This window comes from Planomicrobium sp. MB-3u-38, assembly GCF_002836425.1.
GTDB classification, from domain to species: domain Bacteria; phylum Bacillota; class Bacilli; order Bacillales_A; family Planococcaceae; genus Planococcus; species Planococcus okeanokoites.
In genome coordinates, this window is record NZ_PJBO01000001.1 from 93,573 (window position 1) to 108,505 (window position 14,933).

The 14,933-nt window shown below is 50.9% G+C and carries 12 protein-coding genes and 2 riboswitches; of the genes, 7 read left to right on the forward strand and 5 right to left on the reverse strand.

The features are described 5' to 3' along the window. Positions 1 to 2 precede the first annotated feature (2 nt). Entirely contained in the window at positions 3 to 1,217 is a 1,215-nt protein-coding gene (gene mtnW / locus CXF70_RS00550; RefSeq protein ID WP_101801042.1) for a 2,3-diketo-5-methylthiopentyl-1-phosphate enolase, read from the reverse strand. A gap of 77 nt (positions 1,218 to 1,294) precedes the next feature. Continuing rightward, positions 1,295 to 1,404, reverse strand: a riboswitch (SAM riboswitch). Between the two features lie 947 nt (positions 1,405 to 2,351). Next, a riboswitch (SAM riboswitch) is annotated at positions 2,352 to 2,506 on the forward strand. A gap of 77 nt (positions 2,507 to 2,583) precedes the next feature. Here mtnW and mtnK point away from each other — a divergent pair. The 7 genes from mtnK to CXF70_RS00585 all read left to right on the forward strand — a co-directional run bounded on the left by mtnK (position 2,584) and on the right by CXF70_RS00585 (position 10,608). After that, positions 2,584 to 3,762, forward strand: a complete 1,179-nt coding sequence (mtnK, locus tag CXF70_RS00555) for an S-methyl-5-thioribose kinase (RefSeq protein WP_101801043.1) — start codon at positions 2,584 to 2,586, stop codon at positions 3,760 to 3,762. Positions 3,763 to 3,765: 3 nt separating this feature from the next. Beyond that, the gene (gene mtnA / locus CXF70_RS00560; RefSeq protein ID WP_101801044.1) at positions 3,766 to 4,809 is read left to right on the forward strand and encodes an S-methyl-5-thioribose-1-phosphate isomerase; all 1,044 of its coding nucleotides are present in this window, start codon (positions 3,766 to 3,768) and stop codon (positions 4,807 to 4,809) included. Positions 4,810 to 5,139: 330 nt separating this feature from the next. Continuing rightward, positions 5,140 to 6,225 carry a sugar ABC transporter substrate-binding protein gene (locus CXF70_RS00565; protein ID WP_101801045.1) on the forward strand — a complete coding sequence of 362 codons (1,086 nt, stop codon included), beginning with the start codon at positions 5,140 to 5,142 and terminating at the stop codon, positions 6,223 to 6,225. Positions 6,226 to 6,301: 76 nt separating this feature from the next. Further along, complete coding sequence (locus CXF70_RS00570) at positions 6,302 to 7,837, forward strand: sugar ABC transporter ATP-binding protein (protein WP_101801317.1); 1,536 nt, start codon at positions 6,302 to 6,304, stop codon at positions 7,835 to 7,837. Beyond that, on the forward strand, positions 7,761 to 8,798 hold the full coding sequence (locus tag CXF70_RS00575; RefSeq protein ID WP_101801046.1) for an ABC transporter permease: 1,038 nt from the start codon (positions 7,761 to 7,763) through the stop codon (positions 8,796 to 8,798). Before CXF70_RS00570 ends, CXF70_RS00575 begins: the two co-directional genes overlap by 77 nt. Positions 8,799 to 8,945: 147 nt before the next feature. Next, entirely contained in the window at positions 8,946 to 9,950 is a 1,005-nt protein-coding gene (locus CXF70_RS00580) for an EAL domain-containing protein (RefSeq protein WP_101801047.1), read from the forward strand. A 64-nt stretch (positions 9,951 to 10,014) separates the two neighbouring features. Further along, a complete protein-coding gene (locus CXF70_RS00585; protein WP_101801048.1) occupies positions 10,015 to 10,608 on the forward strand; it encodes a flavin reductase family protein in 594 nt (197 codons plus the stop codon). 464 nt (positions 10,609 to 11,072) lie between these two features. Here CXF70_RS00585 and CXF70_RS00590 read toward each other — a convergent pair whose 3' ends face one another. The 4 genes from CXF70_RS00590 to CXF70_RS00605 all read right to left on the reverse strand — a co-directional run bounded on the left by CXF70_RS00590 (position 11,073) and on the right by CXF70_RS00605 (position 14,859). Beyond that, a complete protein-coding gene (locus tag CXF70_RS00590) occupies positions 11,073 to 12,080 on the reverse strand; it encodes a FecCD family ABC transporter permease (RefSeq protein ID WP_101801049.1) in 1,008 nt (335 codons plus the stop codon). Further along, entirely contained in the window at positions 12,077 to 13,075 is a 999-nt protein-coding gene (locus CXF70_RS00595; protein ID WP_101801050.1) for a FecCD family ABC transporter permease, read from the reverse strand. The genes CXF70_RS00590 and CXF70_RS00595 overlap by 4 nt, the downstream gene beginning before the upstream one ends. A 66-nt stretch (positions 13,076 to 13,141) precedes the next feature. Beyond that, positions 13,142 to 14,062 (reverse strand): iron-hydroxamate ABC transporter substrate-binding protein, encoded by a 921-nt coding sequence (locus CXF70_RS00600; protein ID WP_101801051.1) that lies wholly within the window; start codon positions 14,060 to 14,062, stop codon positions 13,142 to 13,144. Between the two features lie 5 nt (positions 14,063 to 14,067). Further along, positions 14,068 to 14,859: an ABC transporter ATP-binding protein gene (locus CXF70_RS00605; RefSeq protein WP_101801052.1), complete on the reverse strand. Its 792-nt coding sequence runs from the start codon at positions 14,857 to 14,859 to the stop codon at positions 14,068 to 14,070. Positions 14,860 to 14,933 lie beyond the last annotated feature (74 nt).

Genomic DNA, 14,933 nt, shown 5'->3' on the forward strand with positions numbered 1-14,933 from the left:
GATTACCCCCATAATTCCAAAGCTGTTTTTAATTCTGGCTGCTGTTCACTGGCGTCTTCCAGGCTTTGCTGTTGCAGGACGGCATCGACCGCCTGGCGGAATGCTTTGCCGCCGCCCGCCGCGCCGTCGGGATGTCCGTGGACGCCGCCGCCTGCGTTAATGATGCTGTCGATGCCGAAATCGTTGATGAGTAACGGCACAAGTCCCGGATGGATGCCGGCGGATGGCACCGGAAACGTTGGTTTCAACAGGCTTTCATTCGTTAACTGTTCGCCGAGTTCTAGTGCCGCTTCCTTCTCCATGGCAACACTGCCGTAAGGGGAGGGAAACAGCGAGAAGTCAGCGCCGGCGTAGCGCGTCAATTTGCCGAGCGCGAGCGGTGCCGCGACGCCGTAGAACGGAGAAGAAGTGAACGCACCGCTGAACGCCGGATGTGCCATGAGCGGCAGAGCGATGTCATCGTCTTCTGCGAGTTCCTGCAGCACATCGAGTCCGTAGGCATGAACATTGAACAGCAATGCGTCAGCACCGAGTTCACGGGCTTTTCGTGCCTTGTCGCGTAATTGTGATGTGCGGCCCGACAGGTTCACCGCGTAAAGCGTGCGGTGGCCGGTTTCGGCATAGACTTCGTGCAGAACTTGTTTTGCAGCTGTGATGCGCTGTTCAAAAGGCGTCAGCGGATTGTCGAACAGGATTTCGTCGTCTTTGACTAGATCAACGCCCCCAAGCGCCTGCTGTCTGAGCTGTGCCGTTAGATAATCGATGTCCCGGCCAATCACGCCTTTGAAGATGCTCATAACGAGCGGGCGGCCATGGACATCGAGCAATCCACGGATGCCGTCGATGCCGAAACGCGGTCCCGGAAATTCTTGGAGCAGACCTTCTTCAAAATCGAGATCCAATAATCTCACTTCACCGTCGAGCGACAGTTTGCCGAAAACGGTGGTCAGAATTGCCGGCAGGTCCGCTGAGAAATTCGCGCTTGGATAGGAAACTTTGATATGTGCTTTAATTGCATCGGGCGTGAGGGGGTGAGGGCTTTGTGGAAATTCCTCCACCGACACCACATGGCCTTTATGTTTTTTCAATTGCTCCTGCTCGAGAAGCGGCAAGTCGGTCCACGACCCGATCGTGAGCCCAAGCGCGATGCCTTCCGCCTTCTTCTCAAAAGACCCCGCTTTGCCGTATACCTGATAGCTCGCTGTCAGTCTGCTCATATGTGACACTCCTTAAGTTCTTTTCATGAAAAATAAAAAACCTCTTCAAATAAGAAGAGGTTAAGGGCGTTAACGACTTCTTATTTCTCAGCCACACGTTCTGGCTGCAAGAATTAGCACCGTGTCCATCGCTGGACCGGTTGCCGGGCTTCGTAGGGCTTGTCCCTCCACCTGCTCTAAATAAGAATTGATATTCGGTTGGTTGTTGCAATAAAGTAATTCTGATTATTCCACGTGCGAAGAATTCTGTCAACAGGGAATTGTGAGAAAGTTTTTTGAGAGAGATGCCAATGGTAAAACTGCATAGTGGGGAGTGAGCGGCTTACCGCTCACGGACCCAGCAGTTTGCACAGCAAACTGTAGGCAATCAGGGGTTTTAGATTTGGTTTGGGCGGCGAAAGGGCTCCGGACAGTAAACAGGCTGATCCGGACAGTATTTTCGTTTTGCGGACAGTATTTTGAGAATGCGGACAGTATTTCAGTGTATCCGGACAGTAAATCCTTAATTTGGAAATAAAGATTGAGAAATGAATTTGGAAAGTAAAGTGGCTGTTTTGGAAAGTATTTTGGTCAAATTGGAAAGTATTTAAAGTGAATTGGAAAGTATTTTAGCTATTCTGGAAAGTAAATCCTTAATTTGGAAATTAAGCTTGCTTGGAAATGAAAAATCAGTAGCCCGGCGAGGCAAATTCTATCCAAAATCGAGAATTTCACCTGAATTTGTCCTCAGAAAACCCCGAGTCCCTCAACCGGCGGCCATTTTCACCAAAAAACAGGTGAAATCACGACCGAAATCTGCTGTCACTTCAACAAGACACACCAAAAACAACCCAAAACCACCATAAAAGAATCGAAAAGCCTTCGCCGCCAGCGAAGGCTCATTTCAAACCCACAAACCCAGGAAGTTTCCGCCGAGCGGAAAACTTCCGCTAAAAGGGACTTAGTTTTTATTTGAAGTAAAGGGGGAGGTGCAAAAGCAGCCTGTCTAAACAGCAGTTCTTTCATAAGAGCATACAAAACGTGGCGAGCAGCCATTTTGCAAATTGAAAAATAATTCAAAACTTCTTGTTGACAGTCTATTCTGAACCGTGGTAGGATTCATCTCATAACAAAAACCGCATATAAAACTTAGTACTCTTATCAAGAGCAGGCAGAGGGAAATTGGCCCTATGACGCCCAGCAACCGACCGTAATACCTTCGTGAGAAGGGGCGCTTTATGCGCCGGGATGAACATCCCGCAAGGCACGGTGCTAATTCCACCAGAAATTTACTTTCTGGAAGATAAGAGGCATGGAACCTCTTAATTCTGCGCCTCTTTCTTAACGGAAAGAGGCGTTTTTATATTGTAATTCAGGAGGAAAAAACATGACAACTACAGCAGTATCCACATACCACGCATTGACAGAAGCAGAGGCCATCGGTTTGGCGGCGGGACTTTTTCCGGCAGGAGCAGGTCTGGAATGCCGGGAGATCGGCGATGGCAATTTGAATTACGTATACCGGGTAAGTGACCGGGCAAGCGGCAAAGGCGTCATCATCAAGCAGGCGTTGCCTTATGCCAAAGTGGTGGGCGAGAGCTGGCCGCTGACCTTGAAGCGTGCGGCGATCGAAGCTGCGGCGTTGCGTAAGCACGGTGAATATGCGGTTGGCCTGGTGCCGGAAGTGTATGGCACCGATGAAGAATTGGCGTATACGATCATGGAAGACCTGTCCCATTTGACGATCGCCCGTGAAGGCTTGATCCAAGGAAAAGAGTATCCTAAGCTTTCAAGCGATATCGGGGAATATCTGGCACAGACTTTATTCCATACATCGGACTTCGCGTTGCATCCGTTTGAGAAGAAGCGGCTGGCCGCTGAATTTTCCAACCCGGAACTTTGCAAAATCACGGAAGACTTGATTTTCACGGATCCATTTTTCGATTACGAGACAAATGATTTCGAACCGGAACTTCGGCAGACGGTCGAAGGCATCTGGCACAATGACCGTTTGAAACTCGAAGCGGCGAAATTGAAGCGCAGCTTTTTGACGGAAGCGGAGGCATTGCTTCACGGCGACCTCCACACCGGCAGCATTTTCGCTGATGACGATGAAACCAAGGTCATCGACCCGGAATTCGCTTTTTATGGACCGATCGGCTTTGACGTCGGCTTGTTTATTGCCAATCTGATTGTACAGGGCATCACGCGGAACGGCGATGGCCGCGGCTCAATCGTCGGCCATATCGAAAACGCGTGGCAGGTATTTGAAACACGCTTCACGGAGCTTTGGGAAAATGAAGGCATTGAAGATTTCAAAAGCGTTCCGGGTTACCGCGAATCCGTTCTCGACAAGATTTTCAAAGACACGCTCGGTTTTGCCGGCTGTGAATTGATCCGCCGCACCATTGGCTTGGCGCATGTCAAAGACCTGGACGGTATTGAGGATGCAGAACAGCGTATCGAATCCAAAAAACAGGCTCTCCGCATCGGGGAAAATTTAATCTTAAAACGCAGCGAACTCACATCGATTCAGGATGTGACAGCGCTTTTGAAGGAGCTGTAAAGCATGGCAATCCCATTATCAATCCAATGGATCAACAACCAATTGATTATTCTCGATCAACAGAAACTTCCGCATGAAACGGAATATATCGCGCTGAACACAATCGAAGATGTCTACGATGCGATTATTACAATGAAGGTCCGCGGCGCACCGGCGATCGGCATAACAGCGGCTTACGGTTTGGCGCTGGCTGCCCAAAAGCATGACACGGAAACGCTGGAAGTATTCCATCATTTCGTGAAAAAAGACGCGGTTTACCTGGCGTCTTCGCGTCCGACGGCAGTCAATCTGGCGTGGGCAATCGGCCGGCTGCAGCAAGCGATCCAATCAGCCAAAACGGTTGCAGCGGCAAAAGCGGAAATTTTAGCGGAAGCGAAACGTATTTATGAAGAAGACGAGGAAGCGTGCCGGACGATCGGCGGTTATGCGCTCGATCTATTGGAAGGCCGTTCGAGAGTCATGACGATCTGCAACGCGGGCTCCATTGCGACAGCGAAATATGGCACCGCGCTCGCGCCGTTTCATCTCGGCAAGGAATTGGGGCGTGAGTTCGAAGTCTTTGCCTGCGAAACGCGACCGGTATTTCAAGGGTCGCGCCTGACGGTTTGGGAGCTGCAGCAGTCCGGTGTGGATGTGACGCTGATCACTGATAGCATGGCGGCGCACACGATTGGGGCGAAAGGCGTTGAAGCGATCATTGTCGGCGCTGACCGCATTGCGGCAAACGGAGATACAGCCAATAAAATCGGTACCTTCAACCTGGCGATTCTGGCAGCGGCCTATAAAATCCCTTTCTATGTGGCGGCACCGGCATCAACGTTCGATTTGCAGATTCCAAACGGCAAAAACATCCCGATCGAAGAGCGATCGGCGAAGGAAATCACGCATATTGCCGGACAGCAAGTTGCACCGAACGGCACAAAAGTCTACAACCCGGCATTTGATGTGACGCCGGCGCAGTACATTACGGCAATCATCACGGAAAAAGGCATCATCCATCCGAATTATGAACGAAATATACCGGAACTGTTTTTGACAGTTAAGTAAGTTATATAGTCGATATTCCGCAAAACAGCTTCGCTTTCCTGGGGGCTCGCGCTGAGCTAACTCGTGCTCGTTCCACTTCGCCCGAGTGGATCTCAGCACTTCGCTCGAAACGGAGTTGGAAAGCCAACTCCGTTTCTGTTCCTCTGGGAGTCTCCGCTGTTTTGCTCCATATCGTTAGAAACTTCTCTCAGCGACGGTGCGTTTCCGGACTGAGCGGAGCAATAAGACGAGTGTTCTTCTCGGCTTATTGCGGGAGCTTTGTCCATAGCACCGAAGCGGTATTCATAGTGATTACAACAAAAATATTGCAAGTTAAGAAGGAGAAAACTCATGAAAAAACAATCATTTTTAATAATCGCGGCTTTATTGTTCATCAGTATTTTATTGGCGGCGTGCCAGCCGAAAGGCGAGACGGTGACGGAAGCGGAAACGGATTCGGATAAAAAGTCGGAAGCCTCTGAACATCCGCTGGCGGGCAAGGAAGTGGCATTGATTTTGCAGCAGAATCTCGGAACGTTTTCGGCGCAATACATAGCCGGAGTCGAAGAACAGGTTGAGAGCTTCGGCGGCAAAGTGACCGTGTTCAACTCTGAAGGAGACCTGGCGAAAATGGCATCCAATTTGGATGCCGCCATCAACCAGGGAACAGATGCAATCCTGATTGACCACGGAACGAAAGAGGCGTTGAACCAAGGCGTCGAAAAAGCGGTGGAAAAAGGGATTCCGGTTGTAGCGTTTGACGCAGGAGTTGATGTGGAAGGCGTGGTTTCGCTTGAACAGGGAGATCAGCTGATGGCAGAACAGACGTTAACGAAGCTGGCTGAAGACCACGACGGCGAAGCGAATATCGTAAAAATCTGGACAGCAGGATTTGCCCCGATGGAACGCCGCCAAATCGCTTATGAGCAATTCTTGAAAGACAACCCGGGCATCAAAGAAGTTGCGGCATTCGGTGCTGCCACTCAAAATACAGCGCTTGATACACAAGCGCAGATGGAAGCAATCCTGAAGCAATACCCGAACGAAGGCGACATCACAGCTGTTTGGGCGGCTTGGGATGAATTCGCGAAAGGCGCTGTCCGTGCCATCGAGCAGGCAGGGCGCACAGACATCAAAGTCTACAGCATCGACATGAGCGATGAAGATTTGCAGATGATCCAAAAAGACGGCAGCCCGTGGGTGGCTTCGGCAGCGGTCGACCCGACAGATATCGGACGCATCCAGGTGCGTTACGCGTACCAATTGATCAACGGTGAACAGCCGGAGGAGAAAGTGGTGCTGGAGCCGGTTTTCATTGATGCCGGTGAGCTTCCGGACGAAACGGTGACAACTGAAACGTTGAGCGAGCACATCGAAGGATGGGGAGCGAGCGAGCAAGGCTATACCGACGATCTTCGTGAACTGGAAGGGGAATAAAGGATTGGAGCCGTCCTCGGAATTGGGCGGCTCCTTTCGGCGAAAGGAGGGTGCAGAAGTGGCACAATTACTGGACATGCAGGCAATCGGCAAACGATTTGGCCATGTAACGGCGCTGGAAAACGGCCAGCTGGAACTCGAAAAAGGTGAAGTTCACGCTTTGCTCGGTGTAAACGGAGCGGGAAAAAGCACGATGATCAAGATCCTTTCAGGAGTATACGGCCAGGACAGCGGCGAAATCAGGCTGGACGGGGAAGTCATTTCCCTGCGTTCACCGAAACAAGCCAAAGAACACGGCATTTATTGCGTTTACCAGGAAGTCGATACGGCCATTGTTGCGGATCTGACGGTCGCGGAAAATATCCTGATGGACAGTTTTGCAGCAGGCGGCAATTTCCTGTTGTCGAAACAGAAGATCAACAAGCAGGCGAAAGAAGCGCTGGTCCAATTGCAGTCGGAGGAAATCGCCGTAACTCGAAAAGCAGGCACGCTCACTTTGGCGGAGAAACAGCTGGTGCTGATCGCCCGGGCGCTCGTGCATTCGGCAAAGCTCATCATCTTCGATGAACCGACAGCGCCTTTGTCATTGACGGAATCGGACAAACTGTTTTCAGTCATCCGAAAATTGAGCAGCGAAGGCGTCGGCTGTGTATTCATTTCCCATCGGCTGCCGGAAGTATTCGAAATCAGCGACCGCATCACTGTGATGCGCGAAGGGAAATGGGTAAACACTTTCGTTACGGCAGAGTCTGATTCCGAGCAAATTATCGAAGCGATGCTGGGTGAAACGCTCAGTCATGAACTGGAGTACCAGACGCATGCGACTGGCGAGAATCTGCTGGAAGTTCGGGGGTTATCGGACAGCGGCAAGCTGAAGGATATTTCATTATCCGTGAAAGCCGGTGAAATCGTCGGGATTGTCGGACTCGTCGGGGCAGGCAAGACAGAGCTGGCCAAAGCGCTGTTCGGGGCGTCGAGTTCAGTCAGCGGCTCTGTGGAAGTCGCGGGAAAACAGGTCCGTATCAAGCATCCGGAAGATGCGATCCGGGCAGGGATGGCATTGATTCCCGAGGAACGCCGGAAAGAAGGGCTGTTTGTCCACGAAACGCTGCGGGCCAATGCCTCGTTCCCGAATCTCCGGAAATTCTCGACCAAGCTGTTCATGAATAAAGCAGCGGAAAACAGATTTGCCGAAGACATCATCGATAAATTAAAGATCAAAACCGGCGATACGGAAACACCGCTTGTCCATCTGAGCGGAGGCAATCAGCAGAAAGTGGCCATCGGTAAATGGATGAGCCTCGATTCGCTGCTTTATTTATTCGATGAGCCGACCAAAGGCGTCGACATCGGCGCAAAAGTGGACATCTTCAAATTGATCCGGGAACTGGCCGGAAGCGGCAAAGCCTGCCTTTATTTCTCCAGTGAAATCCATGAAGCGATCGGCATCTCCGATCGGATTCTGGTAATGTGCGATGGTCAGATCGTGAAGGAATTGTCACGTCAAGAAGCGACCCAGGAAAGGATATTACTCTATGCAAGCGGTGGAAAAGAAGAGCTTACCCCAAACGAAAAACTCAGCGAAAGAGAACGCAGTTCAGTTCCTGTTTAAATACGGCGCCATTATCCTGCTGATTGTCATCATCCTGTATTTCAGCAGCCTCAGCGACGCGTTCTTCAGCTACGGCAACTTCGCGGACATCCTGCGGTCGATTTCAATCGTCACGCTGCTGGCGCTCGGCGTCACATTTACGCTCGTCGTCGATGGCTTTGACTTGTCCGTCGGTTCGACGATGTCCCTGTCGACCGTCGTGACGGCATCGCTGATGGTATGGTATGACATGCCGCTGTGGCTCGTGCTACTTTTGCCGCTGCTGATCGGTGTCGCGGTCGGCCTTGTCAACAGCTTCCTCATCACGGTCATCGGCATCCCCGATCTCCTTGCGACGCTCAGCATGATGTATATCGTGGCGGGGCTTCACCGGACGTATACAGAAGGCTATTCGATCTACAATAATATGCCGCTGACTTCCGGCGGCACCGCTCCCGGCCAATTGTCGGAAGCGTTTCTATGGATCGGCCAGGGCCAGATGCTCAGCCTTCCGGTGCCGGTGTGGATTATGGTGGTCATGGTGCTAACGGCGTATGTGATTTTGAATCATACACGGTGGGGCCGTATTCTATATATGACCGGCGGCAATGCGGAAGCGGCTACCTTGTCAGGCGTCAACGTGAAACGTGTGAAGACTTCGGCGTACATCATTTCCGGCGTCTTCGCTTCGATGGCGGGCATCCTGTTTACGGCACGTGTCGGCTCCGGCCAGATTGACGCCGGCGCACCACTCCTGATGGAAGCGGTGGCCGCAGTGTTTGTCGGCTATTCGGTGCTCGGCGCCGGCAAGCCGAATGCGCTCGGCACGTTCTTCGGCGCAGCCGTCATCGGCATCCTGCTGAACGGGCTGACGATCCAGAACCTGCCGTATTACGCGTTCGATATCATCAAAGGTGCGGTATTGGTCGCAGCGCTTGCGGTTACGTATGTGTATGCGAAGAATAAGTTTTCGAAGAGTTGAGCTTAATAAACTATAAAGAATAATAGCAGAACAGCCGATATACTATTGGATGTTCTGCATTTTTTTATCCAAAAATTGAATAATAAAAAAGATTTATTAAGCAATATAAGGTAATCTGAATTGTATAGTACAAAAGGAGTGTGACCAATGGAATGCAATAATTGTTCAGTGGCAGAGCTGAGGTTTGATATCAAGTTGGAAGGCGAGGCCAATCTGTCATTGATGGATAAAGTCGTCAGCCACTTGGAAAGGCGTGACATGGAGATTACAAGGAAAGAAAATAGATTGCTTATGAAGGAGCGGGGCGCACAGGAATTTCTCGATTTTTGCCTGCACCTGATGGAACCAGAACAAGTGCAGTTCCGCATCGATAAAGGCGAATGGCAGGAACTGAGTGAAATGGAACAAGTCTTCAAGACGGAGTGGATTGATGACGTGATCCGCAAGGAGTTGCTGGTCTGCCATTATCAGCCGATTGTAACGGCAAACGAAGAGATTTTCGCTTATGAAATGCTCGCCCGGTTCCATAACGAAGACGGCTCGGTCATCTACCCGAACGAAATCTTCCCCGCTGCCAAATCGCGCAGCCGGCTTTACGCGCTCGACCGCGTGTGCCGCATGGCCGCTGTACGCCATTCTGCTGCAATAAAAGACGTGAAAGCGTTCATTAATTTCATCCCGACTTCGATTTATTCGCCTGAATTCTGCCTGCGCTCGACGATCAATCTGGCCAACGAACTGGGCATCGATCCACGCCAACTGGTTTTTGAAGTGGTGGAGACGGAAAAAGTGGATGACATCGATCATTTGCGGGACATCCTCGCTTTCTATAAGAAGAAAGGTTTCCAGTACGCGCTGGATGATGTGGGTGAAGGTTACAGCACGATCGAGATGCTGGCGGATCTCGAGCCGCATTATATGAAGCTCGATATGCAGTATGTACAAGGCGTGGCAGAAGACGCTGAAAAACAGAAAACGGCATTGCGTTTCCTTGAAAAAGCGCTGGAAATCGCATCGGTTCCGCTCGCGGAAGGTATCGAGACGAAAGAGGATTTTGAATGGCTGAAACAGCAGGGCTATGAACTATTCCAGGGTTATTATTTCGGCAAACCGTCAAAAGAGCCGCAAGGAATTGCGACAGTTCCAGTTTAAAGTGAGCATTTCCTGCGGCAATGAAAAGCGTTTCGGGTAAACTGGATGAAAAGGAGTGGTGGCTGTGCTGAGCTTTGATCCTTATCAACAGACAGAACGCGAAAATTACAAATTGCTTGTGGGCACGATCATACCGAGGCCGATTGCTTTCGTCACAAGCAAATCCGAAGATGGAATTGTGAACGCGGCACCTTTCAGCTACTTCAATATCGTGTCGTCGAATCCGCCGATGCTGTCCGTTTCCGTTCAGCGCAAAGGCGACGACAAAAAAGATACTGCGCGCAATGTGCTGGCGGGCAAAGAATTCGTCGTTCACATCGTCGACGAAGAAAATGTCTTCGAAGTCAATGAAACCGCGGCATCGCTGCCGCCAAATGAAAGCGAGATCGATGTGACCAAACTGACGCTGGTCGACAGTGAGGAAATCGATGTGCCGGCTGTGGAGCAGTCCAAAGTCCGTTTTGAGTGCGTCCTTCACCAGGCGATCGACTTGCCGAATACAGATTTGCTGATCGGCAGAATCGTCCGGATTCATGTCGACGAATCAATATATGAAAACGGGCGCATCAATGCGGAAGTTTTGAAGCCTGTCAGCCGCCTGGCGGGTACGAATTACGCGAAACTAGGCGAAATGTTTTCGTTGAAGCGGCCGGATTAACTCAGGGCCCATGCCGGAAAGCGCTGCTTTCCGGCATGGCCTTTTTCTTTTATATCGGGTTATGCAAAGTTCAAAAGCGTGGAGCGGATGTTTTTCGCCGTGCGAAAAACTCCAGTCTTAAAGGAAGTCGCCGCGGAAGTGGCGGCTTTTCAAATTGGGGGTTGGTTTTGGGGTGAGCGCAACTAAAATGGGTTTAAGCGCAACTAAATGTATTTTAACCGCAACTAAATGATGAAATCGCGCAACTGAAAGAAAAGATGTGGAAAATTTTTCAAAATTATCGTCTACTTTTTAACATTCCAGCTTCGAATAATCGCTGACCGCACCTCAAATGGAGAGAAGCGCACCTCGTAAGCCGATTTCCGCACCTCGCAAACGAATAACCGCACCTCAAACGCTCCAACCCGCACCCCAAACCAAAAAACGCAGCCAGCTCACCAAGCTGGCTGCGTTCCTCGCATATTTCATTTCTTCATCAACAAATAAATAAAATAAGGTGCGCCGATCAATGCGGCCATGACGCCGGCCGGGATGCCCGACGGCTCGAGCAGATTGCGGCCGATGGAATCCGCCAGCAAGAGCAGCCAGCCGCCGATCAGAATCGCAAGTGGCAGGAATAGTTGGTGGCGCGGACCGACCAATGCTTTCGCGATATGCGGCGCCATCAGGCCGATGAAGGCGATGCCGCCTGTAACGGAAACAGCTGAAGCGGCCAACGCGACTGCGGCCAGTAGCATCGTAATGCGTTCTTTTTCGACGGAGACACCCAATCCGACTGAGACCGGTTCGCTGAGCCCGAGCATGTTCAAGCGATTGGCTTTATAGAGGACAAACGGGATGAGCACCAATAACCACGGCAGCAGCGCCAGGATGAACGGCCAGTCCGTACCCCAGATATTGCCGGCCAGCCAATTGGCGATGAAATCCACTTTTTCGCGTTCAGCGGATGAAATCAGCACAATCATGACGCCGGACAGCGCCATCGAAAAGCCGATGCCTGTCAGAATCAGCCGGATTGGCTGAAGCCCTGTCTCTTTCTGATAAGAGAACAGGTAGATCAATATCGCCGTCAGCAAAGCGCCGCCAAAAGCGACTAATGGCAATAGGTAAACGAACGAACCTGCCTCAACAGGCACGAACAGGAAGAACAAGGCGATTGCGGCGCCGGCACCCGAATTGATTCCGATGATGCCGGGATCTGCCAGGTCATTGCGTGTAATGCTTTGCAGAATCGCACCGGACAAGGCGAGCGCCATACCAGCAAGCACCGTAATCAGGATGCGCGGCATGCGGATGGAGAACAGGACGAAATTTTCCTTGAAAGTGCCTTGTCCCATAAGCGCGGCAAAAATACGGTCATATCCCATGGATGAGTAACCTGCACCGACGCTGATGATGGCAGTCGCCACAATCAACCCGAGCAGTGTGAAAAAGAAGAGACGCTGTTTTTTTATCAAAGCTGACTGGATCATGTGAATGCGCGGCCTCCTTTACGGACGATGATCAGGAAGAACGGCAAGCCGAGCATGGCGACGATTGCTGCCACAGGCGTTTCGAAAGGCGCGTTGATCGTTCGTCCGAGCAGATCGGCAAACAGCATGAAAATCGCGCCAGCCACTGCGGACATCGGGATGATGTGCCGGTAGTCGACGCCCACGATGGCGCGCACGATATGCGGCACGAGCAAGCCGACAAACGCCATGTTTCCGGCAAGCGCGACAGCGGCACCCGCCAAAGCCGTGATGACGACAAACAGCAGCGCTTTGGTACGGTTGGTGTTCTGGCCGAGACCGATTGCCGCTTCCTCGCTCAAACTCAGGATGGAAAGTTGGCGTGACAACAGCAGCGCAACCACCATCGCAATCAAGATGAACGGTGTAATCGTCTGCAGCTGGCCCCATGTCGTGCCGATCAAGCCGCCGGCCGTCCACATGGAGATGTCTTTTGAAATTTTAAAGTATAAGCCGATCCCTTCTGCAACGGCAGTAAGGAAAGCGGAGATGGCAGCACCTGCCAGCACAATCCGGAAAGGTGAGAACCCCCCTTTTTTCATTGAGCCAAGTCCGAATACCAACGCACCGCCGACAGCTGCGCCAATAAAACAGGCGACCATGATGCCGAAATAATTGGCAGCGGGAATCATGGCGAGTGTCACCGCAAGTGCTGCATTGGCTCCGGCAGTCAGGCCAAGAAGACCGGGGTCCGCTAACGGATTGCGTGTCATCCCCTGCATGATGGCGCCGGACACAGCAAGCGCCGCCCCAACCAGGACAGCCGCCAATTCCCGAGGCAGGCGGATTTCACGAATCACTGAAATGGCATCGTTTGTAAGGTTTGAGAAGAGGGCGAGCCGGATATCGTTCAAGCTGATATCGGCTGCGCCAAAAGCGATGGCGGCTGTAAACGTCAGCACGAAAACGGCGACCGCCGCGAGCATCTTGGCGAAGAAATTGAATTTTGTCGGCATAAGGCATCATCATTTCTGTTAAGGATAAAAAGGAATTCCCGAGGATCCAGGAATTCCTTTTCTTTTTTATTGAGCTAAAAAGTTCTCTTTAAAGAATTCCAATTGGTAATCCAGTGAAAGCGGATCGTTGAAATAGAATTCCTTGGCGTTCGCTTCAAAGACACGGCCATTTTTCACGGCTTCCGTATTTTTGTAGACATCTGTTTCCTGGAACGAATTGTCCTGTTCAGAGTCTTTGCTGAAGATCACGTAGTCGCCCATGTATTCAGGCAGAACTTCCTGTGACAACGCGTAGTAGCCGTCTTTCAAAGCCATTTCTTCCACTTTCGCCGGCATTTTCAATTTCATTTCCTGATAAAGGATTTCCGTTCCGCGGCCCCAGGCGTCGCCGAACACGTAAATTTGTTTATCGAAGTTCTCGATGACCGAGACGGTTGCGTCTTCACCGATTTCAGCACGGATTTCTTCGCCGGCAGTTTGCGCGCGTTCTTTAAAATCGTCAATCCAGGCTTGAGCCTCTTCTTCTTTGTTTACAACTTTACCGATTTCAAGATGCTGCGTCAGGTAATCCACGTTATTGTATGTAAACGTGACTGTCGGTGCGATTTCGTTCAGCTTATCAATGTTTTTCATAGTGGACGAACCGATGATCAAATCGGGGTCCAATTCGATGATTTTTTCGAGGTCATCTTCGGCAACTTCTTCCACATCCGCCAATTCTTCTTCAAACCGAGGGTTCATCTTCGACCACGAATCCACGCCGACCAGTGGCACATCAAGCGCCATGGCATTTCCTGCGTACGTCGACAAGACGATGACACGCTGTGGATCTGCAGGAACTTCAATCGGTCCTGTTTCTGATTCATATGTAATCGTTTCCGGCGTCGTTTCCGCCGAAGCTTCATCTTTTTCTTCCGTTGACTCTGAGTTGCACGCTGCAAGGAATAAAGCAGCCAATAAAATCAGCAAGAATGTTAATTTTTTCATTATGATTATGCTCCTTTGATTAAGTTATAGGTGATGCAAATCGGTTTCTGCGTTCTTGGGTCCATTCCAATCTCCGCATCAATCCGAAAGACGGTTTTCAAGACATCGGCAGTGATGACTTCATGGCATGCGCCGGCTTTGATAATTTCACCGTTCTTCATGGCAATCAGGTGGTCGGCGAAACGTGCGGCCTGATTCAAATCGTGCAGGACCATGACGATGGTGCGTTCCTGCTCTTCATTCAGCATCTGCAGCAACTCAAGAATTTCGAGCTGGTGGGCCATATCAAGGTATGTAGTCGGTTCATCCAGGAAAATCATTTCCGTTTCCTGGGCAAGCGCCATGGCGATCCAGACGCGCTGGCGCTGGCCACCCGATAAGGCATCCACCGGATGATATTTGAAGAACTGTGTACCGGTCACATCGAGTGCCCAGTTGATGATGTCATGGTCTTCGGCTGACAGGCGTCCGAAGCCTTTCTGATAAGGGAAGCGGCCGTATGACACCAATTCACCGACGGTCAAACCTGGCGCGTTTTCCGGAGTCTGCGGGAGAATAGCAATTTTCCGGGCGAGCTTCTTTGTATTTTCTTTGGCGATATCGGCGCCATCAAGCACGATGTTGCCGGACTGATGGGGAATGACGCGTGTCAGGGCTTTCAGTAAAGTGGATTTGCCGCAGCCATTCGATCCGATGATGGTGGTGATTTTCTTATCGGGGATGGACAGCGATAAATCTTTTACGATCGCACGGTCTCCATAGCTGATATTCAGATGCTCAGCGAACAGGCGAACCATATAGTAAAACCTCCTATTTGAAAATTAAACGAGAAACTAATTGATAACGATTATCATTTTCAGTACAATCAATA